Source organism: Gimesia fumaroli (genome assembly GCF_007754425.1).
GTDB classification, from domain to species: Bacteria; Planctomycetota; Planctomycetia; order Planctomycetales; family Planctomycetaceae; genus Gimesia; species Gimesia fumaroli.
Genome location: NZ_CP037452.1, coordinates 1,172,872 through 1,190,178, shown reverse-complemented (window position 1 = coordinate 1,190,178; position 17,307 = coordinate 1,172,872). Strand labels below are relative to the sequence as shown.

Annotated in this window: 19 protein-coding genes; 10 read left to right on the top strand and 9 right to left on the bottom strand. The window is 50.6% G+C overall.

The genetic code is table 11. The features are described from left to right. Nucleotides 1-984 (top strand): hypothetical protein, encoded by a 984-nt coding sequence (locus tag Enr17x_RS04630; protein WP_145306347.1) that lies wholly within the window; start codon nt 1-3, stop codon nt 982-984. Between the two features lie 27 nt (nt 985-1,011). Here the strand turns inward: Enr17x_RS04630 and Enr17x_RS04625 are convergent, their stop codons facing one another. Together Enr17x_RS04625 and Enr17x_RS29915 are read right to left on the bottom strand one after the other, a co-directional pair. Beyond that, nucleotides 1,012-2,070 carry a hypothetical protein gene (locus Enr17x_RS04625; protein WP_145306345.1) on the bottom strand — a complete coding sequence of 353 codons (1,059 nt, stop codon included), beginning with the start codon at nt 2,068-2,070 and terminating at the stop codon, nt 1,012-1,014. A gap of 13 nt (nt 2,071-2,083) precedes the next feature. Continuing rightward, nucleotides 2,084-2,278: a hypothetical protein gene (locus Enr17x_RS29915; protein ID WP_145306343.1), complete on the bottom strand. Its 195-nt coding sequence runs from the start codon at nt 2,276-2,278 to the stop codon at nt 2,084-2,086. A 417-nt stretch (nt 2,279-2,695) separates the two neighbouring features. Between Enr17x_RS29915 and Enr17x_RS04615 the strand changes: the two genes are divergently transcribed. The 5 genes from Enr17x_RS04615 to Enr17x_RS04595 all read left to right on the top strand — a co-directional run bounded on the left by Enr17x_RS04615 (nt 2,696) and on the right by Enr17x_RS04595 (nt 7,304). Then, on the top strand, nt 2,696-3,190 hold the full coding sequence (locus Enr17x_RS04615; protein WP_198000969.1) for a sigma-70 family RNA polymerase sigma factor: 495 nt from the start codon (nt 2,696-2,698) through the stop codon (nt 3,188-3,190). After that, nucleotides 3,190-4,605: a FecR domain-containing protein gene (locus Enr17x_RS04610; RefSeq protein ID WP_145306339.1), complete on the top strand. Its 1,416-nt coding sequence runs from the start codon at nt 3,190-3,192 to the stop codon at nt 4,603-4,605. The genes Enr17x_RS04615 and Enr17x_RS04610 overlap by 1 nt, the downstream gene beginning before the upstream one ends. Nucleotides 4,606-4,707: 102 nt before the next feature. After that, nucleotides 4,708-5,586, top strand: coding sequence for a DUF1559 domain-containing protein (locus Enr17x_RS04605; protein ID WP_145306337.1), 879 nt, complete (start codon nt 4,708-4,710; stop codon nt 5,584-5,586). 103 nt (nt 5,587-5,689) lie between these two features. Then, a complete protein-coding gene (locus Enr17x_RS04600; protein WP_145306335.1) occupies nt 5,690-6,073 on the top strand; it encodes a hypothetical protein in 384 nt (127 codons plus the stop codon). A gap of 184 nt (nt 6,074-6,257) precedes the next feature. After that, entirely contained in the window at nt 6,258-7,304 is a 1,047-nt protein-coding gene (locus tag Enr17x_RS04595; RefSeq protein WP_145306333.1) for a metallophosphoesterase, read from the top strand. 21 nt (nt 7,305-7,325) lie between these two features. On the opposite strand, the gene Enr17x_RS04590 is transcribed toward Enr17x_RS04595, so the two are convergent. After that, a complete protein-coding gene (locus Enr17x_RS04590) occupies nt 7,326-7,904 on the bottom strand; it encodes a c-type heme family protein (protein ID WP_232100946.1) in 579 nt (192 codons plus the stop codon). A 223-nt stretch (nt 7,905-8,127) separates the two neighbouring features. Between Enr17x_RS04590 and Enr17x_RS04585 the strand changes: the two genes are divergently transcribed. Continuing rightward, entirely contained in the window at nt 8,128-9,831 is a 1,704-nt protein-coding gene (locus tag Enr17x_RS04585) for an FHA domain-containing serine/threonine-protein kinase (RefSeq protein WP_145306329.1), read from the top strand. Nucleotides 9,832-9,902: 71 nt separating this feature from the next. Here the strand turns inward: Enr17x_RS04585 and Enr17x_RS04580 are convergent, their stop codons facing one another. Then, nucleotides 9,903-10,751, bottom strand: coding sequence for an SGNH/GDSL hydrolase family protein (locus Enr17x_RS04580; protein ID WP_145306327.1), 849 nt, complete (start codon nt 10,749-10,751; stop codon nt 9,903-9,905). 154 nt (nt 10,752-10,905) lie between these two features. Here Enr17x_RS04580 and Enr17x_RS04575 point away from each other — a divergent pair, with 154 nt between their 5' ends. Further along, a complete protein-coding gene (locus tag Enr17x_RS04575; RefSeq protein WP_145306325.1) occupies nt 10,906-11,655 on the top strand; it encodes an HpcH/HpaI aldolase family protein in 750 nt (249 codons plus the stop codon). On the opposite strand, the gene Enr17x_RS04570 is transcribed toward Enr17x_RS04575, so the two are convergent. Next, entirely contained in the window at nt 11,648-12,124 is a 477-nt protein-coding gene (locus Enr17x_RS04570; RefSeq protein ID WP_198000968.1) for a DUF1569 domain-containing protein, read from the bottom strand. The two genes, Enr17x_RS04575 and Enr17x_RS04570, sit on opposite strands and share 8 nt — an antisense overlap. Before the next feature lie 198 nt (nt 12,125-12,322). On the opposite strand from Enr17x_RS04570, the gene Enr17x_RS04565 reads away from it, so the two are divergent. Then, nucleotides 12,323-12,832, top strand: a complete 510-nt coding sequence (locus Enr17x_RS04565) for a GNAT family N-acetyltransferase (protein WP_145306323.1) — start codon at nt 12,323-12,325, stop codon at nt 12,830-12,832. Between the two features lie 10 nt (nt 12,833-12,842). Here the strand turns inward: Enr17x_RS04565 and Enr17x_RS04560 are convergent, their stop codons facing one another. From Enr17x_RS04560 to Enr17x_RS04550, 3 genes are all read right to left on the bottom strand, one after another. Continuing rightward, complete coding sequence (locus tag Enr17x_RS04560; RefSeq protein WP_145306321.1) at nt 12,843-13,490, bottom strand: hypothetical protein; 648 nt, start codon at nt 13,488-13,490, stop codon at nt 12,843-12,845. A 131-nt stretch (nt 13,491-13,621) separates the two neighbouring features. Then, on the bottom strand, nt 13,622-14,557 hold the full coding sequence (locus Enr17x_RS04555; protein ID WP_145306319.1) for a CHAD domain-containing protein: 936 nt from the start codon (nt 14,555-14,557) through the stop codon (nt 13,622-13,624). A gap of 121 nt (nt 14,558-14,678) precedes the next feature. Beyond that, the gene (locus Enr17x_RS04550; protein ID WP_145306317.1) at nt 14,679-15,914 is read right to left on the bottom strand and encodes a multidrug effflux MFS transporter; all 1,236 of its coding nucleotides are present in this window, start codon (nt 15,912-15,914) and stop codon (nt 14,679-14,681) included. Between the two features lie 206 nt (nt 15,915-16,120). Between Enr17x_RS04550 and Enr17x_RS04545 the strand changes: the two genes are divergently transcribed. Continuing rightward, nucleotides 16,121-16,390 (top strand): hypothetical protein, encoded by a 270-nt coding sequence (locus Enr17x_RS04545; RefSeq protein ID WP_145306315.1) that lies wholly within the window; start codon nt 16,121-16,123, stop codon nt 16,388-16,390. 8 nt (nt 16,391-16,398) lie between these two features. Here the strand turns inward: Enr17x_RS04545 and Enr17x_RS04540 are convergent, their stop codons facing one another. Next, nucleotides 16,399-17,298: a UbiA family prenyltransferase gene (locus tag Enr17x_RS04540; RefSeq protein ID WP_145306313.1), complete on the bottom strand. Its 900-nt coding sequence runs from the start codon at nt 17,296-17,298 to the stop codon at nt 16,399-16,401. Nucleotides 17,299-17,307: the final 9 nt, after the last annotated feature.

Below are 17,307 nucleotides of genomic sequence, written 5' to 3'. Positions count from 1 at the left end.
ATGTATTTGAGGCACTCTGTATCTGTTTTCGTTTCGACCTTGTCCCTGATCTTCTGCGTCGGTTGCAGTTCCGATTCATCGGATACGCAAAATGCACCGGAAGAAGTCACCGTTGACCTGGGTGGCGGAGGCGTTGAACTGGGCTCAGGAGGTGGCATCGAAATGGAAAGTGATCTGGCCAGTGAGACGAATTCCCCAAAAACCAAGCCGGCCCGTCGCTTCCAGCCGATCACTCTCGGCGGCGGTTCCACTCCCACCACGACAACAGGGTCCGAAGTCCCCGACGAACAAAAATTCGACAACGTGCTTGAGGCTCTCAAACCACTGCAGATTATGCTCGGCGAATGGGGGGGCACCACATTCAAAAAAATTGGCGGCTTCAGTTCGGTGGAAACACTTGGCTGGGTCTGGGATCTGCAAACCAATCCCGCACAACCCGCGCTCGTGATGAATGCCGACAAAAGCCGTTACTATGAAGACGCGCGACTAACCTATCTCACAGACAAACAGAAGTATCAGTTGACGCTCACCGACAAAGCGGGGAAGAAACGAATCTACGAAGGTAATTTTTCTGTCCCCCTTAAAAAGGTACCCGGCGATGATGATCCCAATGTCATGCACTCAACGTACAAGCTGAGCCTGGCGATGGTTGAACCCGCGGACGAAAAAAAACATGCACAGATTATTCTTAACCAGCAGAACAACGATCGCTATATGTTTGAAATTTATGATCTGCGCGGCGACAGTTACGCCCGCATCGACACCATTAATACGCGCCGCAAAGGAACCTCCTTTGCCAAAAGTGATTCCGATTATGGTGATAAAACCTGTGTGATCTCAGGTGGACTGGGAACCTCGCAAGTCACCTATCAGGGAAAATCCTACTGGGTCTGTTGCAGTGGCTGTCGCAAAGCCTTTGATGCCAATCCGGAAAAATGGATTGCAAAATACGAAGCCAACAAAAAGAAAACTGCAAATCAATAGTGCTGCTCAGCTAGAAACGAACAGCACTCATGATTTCGTTTTCCAGCGAACCGTAATCTCATCCCAACCAGGAACCGTCGTATCCGGCAAGCTTTGCAGATAAGGTACGCGCTCAACGACTTGTTCGAATAATCCGGCAATCGCTTCGCCCATATCCCAGAGTGCGTGTCGCAGATTTGCTTTGTCCGCAACTTCCACCATTTCCGCGTACGAGAGTCCCCCCGTCGTGCGGCTCAGTTCTTCGTCACAAATCCAACTGGCCCCTTTTTGTTTCAACGCATATTTTTTAATCAGCCGCGGATTGCGTATTTTCTGATAGCGGCGGTTCTCGGCCAGCACGCGCAACAAAAGCGGCTCATGCTGTGGCGCCCACGCATCCGGAAAATCAGCGGCTAACATGCCGCGCGGCTGTCCTACACGCATGTAATGCAACTGCACCGGTTCGACCGGCGTCTCTGCCAGATCACTCAACAGACTGGCCCAGTCCAAACGCAATTCCTTCCGCCCGACTTCGTGAAAGGTCACCAGATCCTGAATCGGTCGATTCTTCGGCGTGTATTTACCCCCTAACAGATCCAGCGTAATCCCCGGCTGGACCGATTTAATCAGGCTGTCACCCACAATGTGCGCCAACCAGCCAAACAGGTACGCCAGCTTGCGTTCGCCGGGGCCATACAAATCTTTTGCATCCTGAAACACCATCGCCGCATAGTCCGGCAGGTGATCCCAAGGCACCGTGTTTTTTCGCTCTGCCGGCTGCCAGCCAAAGACCACATGCGCCCGCCCATAAAACAGGTGGTGTATTTCCCGAGGGCGATAGGCCCGGTCTCCAAATTGCAAAGACCATGGTTTGACTTCTCCGCCCGTCAACGGACTGCGTTCCAGTGGCGCGGTCCCAAAGCCGACTTCCTGACCGGTGTCAACACAAACCGCTTCCGGCATGATCTGTATATCACAGCCCATATATGCACCCGCCAGATAGCTGGCATAGTGCTGATTGATCACAGAGACAATCGGCAGCTTCTTCTGGGCAGCCGCCTTCCCCGCCAATATCGCATACATCGTATGACCGATGATCCCACTCATGACATTCCCCGAACTAAAATAAGTCAATCACTGGAATTTCAAAGTAATGAACCAGCAGTTCATCATACCAGAAATCGCGCCTCTTCTGTACTCCACCTCCTATCGAAAACAAACTCCCAGCAGTGATACAGGTGCTGATGCCAACCAAGTCAGGCACCGATTCGACTTCGATTCCTTCTGCGCTGCCTGACTTTGTCTGGTCACGCATGGACACAATCATGAAGAAGGCGTTTCTGAAGTGTGAAGATTCAGTGTATGTTCGGCAATTGTTCTACCAGTCCATTCAAGTTTTTTTCGAAGCATTTAGAGTTCCAGAAGCCTCGCATTTTGAGAGATGTCCAGCCAAATACATTCCCCCCTTTGAGTCAATTTGATTTGTTCTCAGACAAAATTAAAAAAATCTCTGATTTGCCTGAGAATTTTTTCGTCTGAAATGGGAGATATTACGAGGCTTTGTCATCTTCCCGTTTCATTTGACTAGCTCTGAAAAGCACGTTCCGAAAAGACTGTGATGGACTGTTCAAACTCATTTAGCAGCACAAATCGATCTATTTTTAACTCACACTCTGCAGACAAATCTGATGGGCCACTGCCGCATCAGCAACCGGCAGAAGATGAGCTGTTTATGCGTCTTTACTCAAACTCCTATTCCAAAATATTTCGCTTTATCCTCACGCTCATTCCCTGCCGCAATGATGCAGATGAAGTCATGCAGGAGACCAGCCTCGTTCTGTGGAGAAAGTTTGGCGAATATCAAGCGGACGGCAGCTTCACCCGCTGGGCCTGTGGTATCGCCCGGATTGAAGTATTGAGATTAATGGAACGCAAAAAACGCTTTGCGGCGTTCTTCGATGAACAACTCTTGACACAAATTGCCTCGACACATGCCAGATACGATGAACTGCTCGAAATCAGGCGCGATTTTCTGGGACAGTGTAAACGACAACTTCCTGAAAAAGACCTCTATCTGCTGCAACTAATCTATGAATCGGAACACGGAGCCAAAACGGCAGCCAGCATCATGGACCAGCCTTTAAGCACCATCTACCGGCATCTGGATCGAATTCGTACCGCTCTGTTTCGCTGCATTGAACGTAAAATGAACGCGGAGGATGCCTGATGAGCAACAAACTCCGTCATCAAAAGTCACTCGTAAAACTGATTTATGAAGTGCAAAATGAAACGGCCAGCAGTTCACAACTTAGAGAACTGGCCGATCTGCTGCGAGGTGATCCGGAAGCACAAAGACTGTATGTATTCTTAATGGACATGCACGCGGAACTGATTCTGGAAGAAGAATTCGTGGCCCCGGAGCAATGGGATTTGTTCAATGACCACAGTGCTCACGAACTACCCGCGAAAAAATTACCTTCCAAACGAAAGAGTGCGGCGCACTATGTCTTACTTACGTTCTGTTATTTCATTCCTTTAACGGTACTCTCCTTTTTTGCGTATCAGGCTGCACAACCGGTTCCCCATACTCAGGTCGCTGTCATCGACGAAATGGCGGAGGGACTGTTAATTCAGGAGAACCGCCACTTATCAGAAAATGAACCACTCCTGACAGGTCATACTTACCAACTGCAACAAGGGGTCGCCAAACTTCGAATGAACTCCGGAGCTGAAGTGATTCTGGAAAGTCCAGCCACGTTTGAGTTGCTGCATCACAACAGCATTCGACTCCGCAAAGGGACGTTGGCTGCGGAAGTTGAATCTGAGGCAGTCGGCTTTGTTGTAGAAACCCCATCACAGCGCGTCGTAGATCTCGGTACCCGTTTTGGGGTCAGCGTCGATGCCACGGGGACATCTGAAACGCATGTTTTTCAGGGAAAGGTGGTTTGCGCACAACAGGAAGAAGACCACGGTGAAAGCCTGACCCACCTCCTGACAACCGGACAGGCAATTCAAATCAAAAGTGATGGCAGTGCTCCGCTGCCTCTGAAAACGAACGAAAATAAATTCACACGCGCACTTAGATTCCAGGCGCAAATTGAGCGGCTGAAAGGCGCCATTGAATATCGGCAGGAAATGCCTGCACAGATCGGGGCCGGCGATTTCACCAGCAGCCAACACATTTTTCTGTTCCAGGAACGAAAAGGGTTGGTTCTCTCCGAAGAGATCACTGTCTGGAAACCACCTCATCCCGGGGCGCCTGCCAATCAGAAAGAGATCCGACAGGTGATTCCCAAAGGCACAAAAGTCAATGTGTTTCTACTCCATCTGGATGGACCACACCAGGATGCACAAGGCCAGGATCATCCCAGAGTTCAACTAAGCGGCACCATCCACTTTAAATATCCCGTATTGGGGGGCTTCAAAACAGACAAGGACTTTTATGCCTTCGATCAGATCCTCGGATCTGCTGATGTCAACTATGACAATCCGCAATTCGGACCAAGTGGTCGAGGCATCGACAGTAGTGACAAAACGGAACTCTCAGAAGAGGGGAAAACACTGAATGTTTCCTGGAGCCAGCGAGGCGGAGGTGGCATCGGCCGCGATCAAATCCGAATCCTTGTTGCTACAGAGGAGTAACTGACTCGCCCATTTCTTGTTGCGTTTTTTGAAAATGTTCCGGAGCCCGTTACCGGAAAAAGACAAACCCTGTTATCTATCCCAAGTGAGAAGAGACGAAAGATGAAAACCTGTTCCAAACATCCCAGCAGCCGTGGTTTCACACTGATTGAATTACTGGTTGTGATCGCCATTATCGCAATTCTGATTGCCCTGCTCTTACCGGCAGTACAACAGGCGCGCGAAGCAGCACGTCGCTCGCAGTGCAAGAACAACCTGAAACAAATGGGGATCGCATTGCACAACTACCACGAAACGTTCCGCATTCTGCCCCCCGGGTTCAACGTCGATCTCGTGGTCGCCAATACGTCAACCGGTAACGGCGGACTCGGCTGGAGCGGCTCCATCCTACCCGGCATCGATCAGGCCAACGTCTATAATACAATCGATTTCAACGCAGACTGGGGAACAGGCGCGAATGAAGAAGCCTGTGCCACTTATATCAGCGTCTACCGTTGTCCGTCTGATATTACTGTCAGTCACCGGAATCATGACGGCATCGACGCACGCGTCCCGACATCCTATCTGGCCTGCTTTTCCGGAACGCGGGGTTCCGATAGTGAAGCCAATGTTACGGGCGCCGATGGGACGTTCTTTCTGAACAGCTCGATTCGACTGCGCGACATCACCGATGGCACGACCAATACCATCGGAATCGGTGAATGCGTCAATGACTTCGATGTCTTCAAAGACCACTTCTATATCGGCTCCACTTCGATCGGCGGATGGGATGGGGCACCACGCGAGTACTCCGAATATGTCGCCAGTACAGACGTGCCGATGAATACCACAAACGAAGTCGCCTTCGGCAGCCTCCATACGGGAGGTGCCCATTTTATGCTGCTGGATGGTTCAGTACGGTTCTTGAGTGAAAACATGAGCCGGCAGATTTACTCCTATCTCGGCAGCCGCGCCGACGGTGAAGTAATCGGTGAGTTCTAAATAATAATACTGTTCCCACAATCCAGAATCAGCGCAGGAGGGCTTTGGAATTTCCACTCTCCTGCCAATGGATTTTCAGCTTTCAGTCAGGATTTAAAATAAAATGACCGTTCAAAAATACAAATATCAAAACCAGTTTGGCAAAATTTCTGCGACTCCATCACGGATTGCCTGCATCTGTCTTTTCCTGATCACCGTAGCAGGTTGTTCCAAAACAGAAATTGACCAGGCAGCCAGCAAACCCTCTGCGGCAGTCGAAACAGCGGTGACCGATCTCAATGAGAGTGGAGCAGAGATTGTGCTCGACTCTGATGGAGAAGTCGTTGCCGTGAAATTACCAGAAAAAACCACACCAGAAGTGATTGCAACCCTGACCAGTTTGAGTAAACTCAAACGAGTGGATGCAACGGAGACGGATCTCAAACAACCGGCGTTTGCTGCACTGAAATCACAAAATCCGAAAGTAGAAATTGAACTGCCACACTAGTGGAGTGTCATTTTTAATTTTATCTAAATGGATATCACGAGAGTGCGACGACGGAGCACGTAAACAACACTCACCACTCTCAATTTCCAGCTTGACAAAGCACTAGCGAGATCTTGTTTCCAACTTCATTCAAAATTGATCCACCACTGACACTGATCGTCTTACCTTGGAATTGTTGACCAAAATGAACTTTTCAAAATTATTCACCATACTCATTGCCATCGCTGCGTACGCCTTTCCTGTTCACGCAGAGGAACTTCCTCCCGCGGAAGAAGGCAGTTTCACAATCGCTGTCATTCCCGATACGCAACACTATCGGGGTAAAGGAACCAACCGAAAATCACAGGCACAATCGCCGACGACCAATCCGGTTTTTGAAGCGATCACTGACTGTATTATCGATGAACTCGACCGCCAGCGCATCGTATTCGTGAGTCATGTGGGCGATATTGTAGACATCAATAATGACGAACAATGGGCCGTCGCACAAAAATGCATGAATAAACTACACGGTAAAGTCCCCTATGGAATCAGTGTCGGCAATCACGACATGATCACAAAGACCGGCGATTCTTCACTCTTCCAGAAATACTTCCCCCAGTCGCGGTTCAACGAATTTGACTGGTATGGTGGCTGTTACGAATCTCCCAACGGGAAACCGGAAATCTCGGGAAACAACGCGAACAGTTTTCAATTGTTTTCTGCAGGCGACATGGATTTCCTCATCCTGCATCTGGAATGCAATGCCCCTGATTCAGTCCTGGACTGGGCAGACAAAATTTTAGAACAGCATACCGACCGCAGAGCCATCATCACCACCCACATGGGACTGGGGCCACTCAAGCATCCCAAACAACCTCGTGACTATTTTGACGCCCCCAAAGGACGCATGACCTGGAAAAAATGCCACGGCTCAAACGGCAATACGCCACAACAGATGTGGGATCAATGTTTCAGCAAACACAAAAACCTGTTTCTCATTTGCTGTGGCGATCAAAGCCGCACCCAGGCATTGCATCAGTCCGTAAAAGGTCAGCACGGCAATACAGTTCATGAACTGCTTTCCGACTACGGTGCAAACGGGTTTCGCCTCATGCGATTTTTACCCACACAGAACAAAATTGAAGTCCGGACCTGGAACCCGGTCGAAAACGAATTCTGCGAAAAAACCAGTATCGTTCCTGAAAAGAACCAGCACCAGTTCACACTGGAATATCAGATGACAAAGTGAGTCTGAGTCATTCGGTCCTGATTATTTTTCACTTACCGGCAGTGAGATAATCAGGCCTGCGAAACGCGTGGCGGTACTGCGGCGGTTGGGCATGTGACATTTGAGGCATTGGGAAGGCAGACAAATCGTCCCTACATGGCGATAAACACCTTTCTCAACCTGCTCGAATTCTTTTTTCCCTGAAGAAAGGGCTTCAGCCGCCTGTTTTTCAAACTCGGTTTTTGGCTCATGATCAATATTCATCGCTTCCGCATTCACCGAGATCCAACGAAACTTGATGTTCCGAGTCCGCTGCATTTCTTCGAACACATCGTCCAGCACACTGGAGGGAATCGGAAGTTTTTCATCCTCACGGTAATACTTCCGATGGACGATCAACAGCGTGGAATGCAGAGTATCATGTAATAACCGTGCCTGTTCGCGCGCGGCCTCGACAGATCCGGTTTTAGGATTTCCTTTCCTCCCCTCGTCAACTCCCTCTTTCTCGGCACAGGCTTTTTCTTCTTTCACCCCATCCGCAGCAAACCCGACCGCCGTCAGAACGCCAGCAACACAGAGTAACAAAATCAAGAAACGCGGTATCTGCCACTTCAAAAACATCGTTATCAACTCTCCTGAGTAACTCAAATCAATAATGGATAATCGCATCCAATATAAAGCCCCTCGGCCCCTCTTGTCAACAAAAAGATCCGTGATCCAGGTGCCTGATTGAAAACAGAGACAACAAACTACGGCTCGTCAGATTTCTCAGCTGCTACCAAAATGAACTACTCATGGATATAATGCAGAATGTTCTCTAAATCATTACTCACAATTGTGTGTTATGCCTAAACCACGTGATGCCGAATCGTTTCTTGGTCTGCTCCAGGAGAGTAAACTACTCTCGCCGGAAAAGGTCCGCACAGTTGTAGACAATTTTCAACTGGAAGAAGCAGAGTCTGCCAAGCAGGCGGCTCAAAAACTGGTCACAGAAAAAGTGCTCACCCGTTACCAGGGCGAGCGTCTATTGGCCGGTCGCACCCGGGGCTTTTTTATCGATCGCTATAAAGTTCTGGAAGTCCTCGGTTTCGGCGGGATGGGCAGTCTGTACCTGGCGGAAGATGTGGAAACGACGGTTCCCGTGGCCTTAAAGGTTCTGAATGACAAATGCCGTAACGACGCGGGCATGCTCACGCGGCTCAAACTCGAAGCCACCGCCGGCGCCCGCTTAGAGCATCCACACGTGGTACGCACCATCAAGTATGATGACACCGGCGCGATCTGTTACATCGCAATGGAATTTATCAAAGGCATCAGTCTACTGGAGTTGGTGCTACTCAGACAAAAATCACTGCCGACACCCCAGGTCTGCGATGTGATCCTGCAGGCAGCCCTCGGCCTGCAGAACGCGCATGAGGCAGGAATTGTACACCGCGATCTAAAGCCGGAAAATCTGATTATTGATTCTCAAGGGTTGGTGAAAGTTCTCGATTTCGGTCTGGCTTTGCTCAAAGATAATCCCGAGGCAGAATTTTCGCTGTCCATGATCTTCGGACACGGCTGTGTCGGCACCCCCGAATATATCGCCCCTGAACAATCCCGGGATGGATCGTCAGTTGATTCACGAACCGACGTCTACAGTCTCGGTTGTACCATGTATTTTCTTCTGACAGGTAAACTCCCTTTCCCCAAAGGGACCGTCTCACAGAAAATCCAAGCCCATCGTGAACAGACGCCACGCCCCATTACCGAAATCGCGCCCAAAGTTCCTGCGGACGTGATCGCGATTGTGGAAAAAATGATGGCGAAACGACCAGAAGACCGATATCAGTCCATGGAAGAAGTCGTGGAGGCTTTAAAACCTTTCGCAAAACGAACGCCAGTTGAATTCCGTTTTAATAAAATTGTGTCTCAACGCGTACGTGAAGCCAAAGCGCGGAGTGCGATCGCCCAGTCGAGCATCGTCAAGCCACAGCTTTCGTCTCGCATCGCTACCGCCAGCCATGTCGCAGAACAGGCGCAACAAAAAACAGAAGGCATCGAACGCTTGACACGCGGAGAATCAGACATCTCCAAAAGCGGTATTCTGCGTCATGCCGTGCCCGCGGAATCGACAGACCAGATGGCACAACAGGCAACCAATGCCCTCAGCGAAAAAATACAGCCGATCGAAATCATTTCAATCGATGATAAACAACGTTTCCCCATTACCCGACAGCGGGTAGTACTAGGCCGCAATGCCGACTGCGATATTCAATTCAACCAACCCGGTATTTCGGGAGAACACTGTGCCTTCCATTTTGAGAATACGGGCTGGGTTGTCTCCGACCTCAATAGTAAAAACGGCATTGAAGTGGATGGGAGACGCATTCAAGAACAGATCATCTTCCCCGGCAATACACTCACACTCGCCGGCAAGTATCATTTCCGCGTCGCCTCTCCCAACCAGTACGCGGCGAAAGGCAAACACAAAAACCTGGTCATCGCCGCCTCTGTTCTCGTCGGCATCGGTCTGATCGCCGGCATCGGTTACTGGCTGCTGTCATAGCAAAGTTGCTGAAACAATCCAACCTGTGAGCGGTACGTTTACGGAACCGATATTGATATCTTGCTCACTCCTTAATTCTGTTTCAACGAACGTTCTATCTGCTTCGCCACTTCTTTACCCAGCATGTCGTAGCCTTTGCCGTTGAAATGCACGTCTTTGGGATTCTGCGTTTCTGCCAGGTGTGGCGTGATGAACGTAAACAGATCATCGATTTCCACACCATTGCGTTTCATGACACGGGCCGCGATTGCGTTCTTTTCTTCGAGTGCCGTCTTGATCTGCGGTCCCTCTTTCCAGTCAGCGGGGATCGGCGTGCTGCTGGCCCAGACCAGTTTGGCACCCGTTTTCTTCAGACGTTTCACAATTTCTTCCAGCCGTTTCTCATAGTCGGCTACGGGAGTTTTACGGTCATGAATCCCAAAGTTGAAATGAATCAGATCCCAGTTCCCATCCCCGAGCCAGACATCCAGTTTCTTCAACCCAGTCGCCGTCGGTCCACAATTCGCCGGTGCCCGATGCACGTTTGCTTTTCCTTCGAGCGCCTTCCGAGCAGCCCGGGTATAACCGCGCGAAACAGAGTCCCCTATCAACAGCACACGCGGCAGTTTCGGATCGTCGGCGACATAATCCCAGGCAGTCACGCGGCCGGTCACTTTCTGCTTTTTATAGATCGGCAGATAAAAACCACCCAGATTTTCTTCCAATACCGTTTCCCAGGCCTGCTGTTCGGGAGAGAGCGTCGCTTTCCAGGCAGCGAATTTTTTATTGATCTCGGCTTCCTGCTGCGCTTTCTTCGCTGCTGCCTCGGCGGCGTTTGTCGGCTCGGTATTCTTGTCTTTCGCCCACAGGGGAGCTACGATGAAGCCTGTTAACAGAAATACAAACAGAGTCGATCGCAAAGAGAAAACGGATTTGCACATCGGTTATCTTCCGGTATTAGGATGAAATGATAAAAGGTAATACACTCATTTCAGAATACCGCACACTGACAGCAGAAACAATCTCACCAGCCTGATTGTTTCCCTGCTCATTATAGATCTCTCGAACCCACACAAAGATGATGAGGACTACCCCGTGACACACAACTTCCGCTCGAAACTGAAACAAGGTGAACTGCTGATTTCCCCCATGGTCACTCTCTCCTGCCCGGAAGCGGCTGAGGTTCTGTCAGACGTCGGTTACGACTGGCTGTTCCTCGACGCCGAGCACAGCACGTTTGCACCGGCGGATCTGCAGGCAATTGTCGGTCGCGTCAGTCATAAACTACCCAGTCTGGTACGGCTGCCTGCTCCCGAAGAAGTCTCGATCAAGAAAGCGCTCGACCTGGGTGCAGCCGGGATTATTGCCCCCCAGGTCAACTCTGCGGAACAGGCAGCAAACATCGTTTCCTGGTCCCGTTACTCCCCGGAAGGAACCCGCGGCGTTGGTCTGGGCCGCGCCCACGGTTACGGCTTCACCTTTGACGACTATCTGGCGAAAGCGAACGAAGAAATCACCGTCGTCGTCCAGGCCGAACACATTGACGCGGTGAATTCAATCGAAGAGATCGTCAAAGTGTCCGGCGTCGATGCCGTCCTGATTGGCCCTTACGATCTTTCCGCCAGCCTGAAACGGATCGGCGAAATCGATCACCCCGAAGTGACTGGCGCAATTCAACACGTGACGGAAGCGTGTCAAAGCAACAACATCCCGTTGGGGATTTTCGGCGTCACCGTCGACGCCGTCAAACCCTACATCGAAAAAGGCTTCACCCTGATCACCGTCGGCGTCGATACCGTGATGCTGGGACACGCCGCCCGCAGAATGCTGGGACAGGTCAGGTGAACGTGGAATCGTGTTGTGGTTCCAAAAAACGCAGGTGATGAGCGGCGTGGGTGGTGTAAACTGTTTCGAGAATTTCGGGATCAAGGCGACCAAAACCGGGATGTGGTGCATAGGGGCCTTGATGGGCTTTATAACGGGCCACGCTTGCCGCGAATTTTTCTGCTTCTATAGCATCATCCAGATCCTGAACTGGGACAAAAATCGGAGTCGTGGGAATTCCCTGAGGGGAATCGCCTTTCAGCAAGCGCGGCAGCAGAATGCGTCGCATTAATGGTCGGAGCGGAGCAAACAAAGACATCCAAATCGGATAGCCATCAACCCCCGGATCTTGCACCAGACACAGATGCCGACAGACCTGGGCCAGATTCCACTGGCCCCGCTGGGTATACCCCGTTTTCAACAATGATTGAATTTCCTCAACCGCATCCTCTAAACGGTCAAACTTCAGCTCGCGCAGGTCGTTAATCATCAGACGTTTCTCTCAATTCACTTTCATTCAATTCTCAATACAGAATTCAGTTTATTGATCTGAATTCTTGCCTACGCTCCGTTAGAGAGTTGTAGTATACTTTTTCAAACAGTCAACTACAGGAGTTTCGACTGGTTTTTCATATTTTTCAAACCTTCAGATGGTGCCGTTGATACTTTGATTTGGAAATAGACAACCATGATCACCACACGCGATGCGACCATTGATGACCTGCCTGCGATAGTTGAGATATATAATCAATCGATTCCCGCCGGGACGGCAACAGCCGATACCAAACCGATCACGGTGGAAAGTCGGCTGCAGTGGTTTGCGCAGTTCTCGCCGGACAAACGGCCGATCTGGGTGGCGGAGGATGAAACGGGCCAGATTGTAGGCTGCATTTATGTGAGTTCGTTCTATGCGGGCCGCCCTGCGTATGACAAGACGGCGGAAGTCAGTCTGTATCTGGCCAGTTCACATCAAAAGCAGGGGCTGGGATCGTTTCTGTTACAGAAAATGATCGACGCCTGCCCTGCTCTGGGAATTACAACGCTCCTGGGAATGCACTTTGATCATAATGAGGGCACAAGACACCTGAATGAAAAATTCGGGTTCGAAGTCTGCGGACACCTGCCTGAAATTGCAGAAGTAAAGGGAAAAAAGCGCGGGCTGCTGATTTCCCTGCTGCGGATTCCGGAAGCAGAATAAAACACCGCGTTTATTCTTTCCCCTGCGTCTCGTTTGATTCTGGCTCATTCTGCTCAGACTTTTCAGACTCAGCCTGTTTTGTCTCTGGTTCCTTGTTGTCCGGCTGTTCTGTCTGCACCAGCGGAAACTTCTTGAATTCTTCCGCCGTCAGTTCCACTGCACGTCCTGCGGCCGTCAATGCAAGTCCGCCATTTTCGCCGATATCAGCTTTATACGCCAGCAGATATTGATCATTTTCCTGACCAGAGTCCGTTAAAGTGGCCGACCAGATAACCACCAGACTCCCCTCGCGAATCTGTTGGATTAAGGAATCGGGTAGCAAGATGACGGCAACAGGATCGGGGGGAACGATGCCCTGTGCTTTTGGCGGAGGTGGCGGATTGTCCAGAAAGTCTTTTAGTTCATCCATGCTGGCTGGCGACTGTTCGCGAACCCGATGAAATTCGTGATACGCCAGACCCAGCTTCTGTAAGTCTTCCTTAAAAGAAGGCTCTTTGGATTGGGGTTGGGTGATTTGCTCCGAAAAAACGCTAATCAACACAATAACCAGTAATGCAAACACCAGCCCTCTGACAATCATGGGTGTGCGGGTCAATTCCTCACTAGAGCCTGCCTCTGACGTTACTTGTGATGTTTCGTTGCGCTCTGTTGAATCCATGCTGGTTCCTCGATTTCCCAACTTCCTGACATAGCCCACACTCCAACGCACCATGCGACTATGAAATTTTGAATCTGACCGCTGAGATCACTGTAATCGGAAAGAGGGGGCAATTCAAGAACCGTCCCAAATTACTCGCTGTCACTTGCACCGGATGAACCACCGCCCTGATCGCGCCAGAGATTCCAGTAGCCCTGCATCCGCCGGGCAAACGCCCTTGGTTTCTCGGTAAAAATGCGATCTGCCATCTGAAACGCTGATGCCTGTAGAGCATGCCTCTGTTGACCGATCAGCGACAGAAGTTGCTCCACATTCGCAGAGGAACCGAAGGAGTCTGCTTCACTTGTAATCAGTTGTGTCATCACTGTCAGATCATGATCATCGCCCAGATAATCATTCAGCAGGTCCAGTTCTGAAATACGAGCCGTCAATATCGGCTGCCATGCAGCATTGATGAGCCGCATATGATACAGATGATACTTGCTCCGCTTGCGGCACTCATGAAACAGCTCATCATTCGGACTCTGATGCAGTATGGCTAATGCTTCTGAACCCCGTTGGTAGGTCTGTTGCAAACCATCACGAATTATCTTCGCCGCTTTCCCATTGATCTTCCAGCCTTGAACGGCTTCCCGTTCTGTTTCCAGTTGCAGTAAGAGAGTTTGTAGCTCAGAATCCAGATCAATCCATTCTTCCACCAGCTTTTGTTTCCGGGCAAGAAACCGATTTTCGAATTCGGAAAACAGCGTTCCATATTCGGGATCGGAAAAACGGTCTTTCAGTTTCTGCAGCGATTCCAGCATCGACTCGGCGTCTCTGACGCGCGACAGACGCCGCCCGGCATCCCGGAACCAGACATTCAGCCGCGCATAGTCATTGCCTAATCCATAACGAACCAGACGAATTAAACCACGCAATTTCTTGAAATGTTTCCGTACCTCGTGAATTGTCTGGTGCGGGTTCTGTTCCGCATTCTTCAACTCTCGAATCGCCTGACTCAATTGCTCTCCAGCAATCCGTCTGACTCCGCTCGCCAGTGATTCCTGCTGCTTGAATTGATATCCCATTACATAACCCGAGTGTTCTTTTTGCAAAATTGAATCAGAGAACTGCGCCACTTTCGAACCATACCATAAACGTCTGCCAATTTTAACCGGTCGATCCGATCAAAGTCCCGGATGGCCTGTTCTAATTAGCATTTCCTTCTGCCTCAGGGGTTTCTGCTTTTGATTCCACCCAATGCATCACCAGCGTGATCAGCACGCCCGAGACCGCAAACCCGCTAATCACAGGGATCACGGTGCCATTAAAACTGTGACCAATCAAAATGCCACAAGGAACGGCAATCAACGTGGACAGCGCCCCCATCACCGCGGATCCTACGCCGGCAATATGCCCGAGCGGCTCCATCGCCAGCGCGTTCAAATTTCCGTACATGATCCCAAAGCAGAACAGAATGGTCATCATATACCCCATCATGGCCCAGAGCGGCGGATGCCCGCCGACAGAGAGCACGTACAGAAAAAACAAAATGGAAATGACAGTCGAAATTCGTTTGGACCAGCGCGTCAGATGGTGCATCCCGAATCGTCCTACCAGTCGGCCGTTTACAAATGAGGCCCCGCCGATACACAGCGCCAGAATCGCAAAATAAAGCGGAAACATCGTTCCCAGTTCGTACTGTTTCTGAAAGATGAGTTGCGCCGAACTCAGGTATCCCAGGAAGGCACTTGTAATCAAGCCTAGCGAAATCGTATACCCCAGGGAAACCCGGTGCGAACAGACTTCACGTATGGCGCGATAAATTCGTCCCAGGGAAAACGGAATCCGATGTTCCACTGCCAACGTTTCAGGCAGCCGCAATGCAAACCAGGTCAGCGTCAGCAGGCCACATCCCAGCAGCGCGGCGAAGATCGTCCGCCAGTGCGCCAGCAGCAAGATGCCTTGCCCCAGCGTTGGCGCGATGGCTGGCACGAAAATAAAGATCGTCATTACGAACGACATGACCCGCGCCATCGCGGGACCTTCATATTGATCGCGGACAATCGCCACAATCACACACCGCGGCCCCGCCAGCCCCAGTCCCTGCAGGAATCGGCCGCAAAGCATTACAGTCAGATCCGTTGCAAACAGAGACAGACAACATCCCGCCAGAAACAGGCTAAAACCAAGATACACAGCCGGCTTTCGCCCCGTTGTATCAGATAAAGGCCCATAAATGCCCTGCCCGAACGCCAGCCCCAGAAACAGAATGGTGACGATCAACTGGCTGTCGTTGACTGCTTTGGCCCCCAGTTCCTGACCAATTTCGGTCAGTGCAGGCAGCATGGCATCAATCGATAAGGCTACCAATGACTGCATCGAAGCCATCAAGGCTACAAATTCGCCAAATGCGATGGCAGCAGGTTCTCGTTTATGATTCAAGGAAGGTCGTTTTCTGAAAGGAATTCATCCATGTGATCGATACAGGCACGACGCACGCCTGTGGAATCATATCGTGTGCATGGCCGTCTGAAAACCGAGGAAAATCCCGTTGGTGGAAAATGTTCCTCTTGCCCAATTGATTCTGAAATCCTATCTTTCGCGTTGTGAATGAGTTTTTTCTCGACCACTTACTAAAGAGAGAGATTATGCAAAGCGCAGAAAGTTGGCGTTCCATCCTGGAAAACTGGCCGGAAGTCATCCCCAAATCGGGAATCGTGGTCACCACGTACCAGGAATCCATCCCGTTTCAGAACTTTTTACTTTCGACAGGCGTCGTGCTGTTCGAACGCGATAAACCGGATTCGCTGGGCGCACGGAAAGTGATGCTGTCTTACGAAGCGATCTGTGCAATCAAAATGACAGACACAATGGAACTGGCCCGTTATCAGGTGATGGGATTTCAGCCAGCCATGTAGCCGCTGAATCAGGTGACCGACATCCAGCGGGAGAGTAGAATTGTCGGAAGCAGTAACGCTGCAGTGATAATGGCATACTGCGGGTTCGCGGTCCAGACAAAGACCAGGATCGCGTTTAGCATCACGTAAGAAGTGAGCATGGTTTTGACCGCGATCTGAACATTTTGCGGCACCGGATTCAAAACGGCCTGAACCAGACGCCGATTGATCGTCAGTATCACCACGCCGATCGCTGCCAACACCATCGTCAGATTAATCTGTTGAGGCCAGGGATAAGTCGCCAACATCCAGACCAGTGCACCGAGCCCTGCATTGATCACCAGCATACCACCAATTAAATGTCCCCGATGACTCTGTTTGGCTTCCATCCGCGCGAACCAGGTGAGTCCCAAAATAAACAGACCGAGAGCGGCGGCGATGCGGAGTTGTGGTTTGACCCACAGATTGATTTCGCGTGCGACAGCACTCGCCCCCAGCATCACGTTCAGAAAACGACAGATGCCCATCATCACCGGGCCCAGAAACGTTTTTTTCAGAATCGTGTCATAACCGAGTATGGCCACGACCAGCAGACCAGCGACAATCAGGCTCTGTTTACCAACCGTCTGCGCGGCACCAACGCCTGCCAGCATCAGTAAGCCACCTAAGGCAGCTGCTTTTTGAGTCGAGATGCGTCCGGAAGGAATGGGCCGCGAAGGACGTTCTTCCGCATCGACTTTCCGGTCGAATACATCATTGAACACCATGCCTGAAAGATACAGACCGGCAGAGGCGACCAACAGTAATGCAAATGAGACCGGTGGATTGAACGAACCGTGTGTCAGCAAAAAGCCGAGAATGATATCTGACATCGCTGTAAAGACAGCAGGCAGACGCATCAATTGAAAGTAAGCCAGACACTTCTTCATGTTGACGTT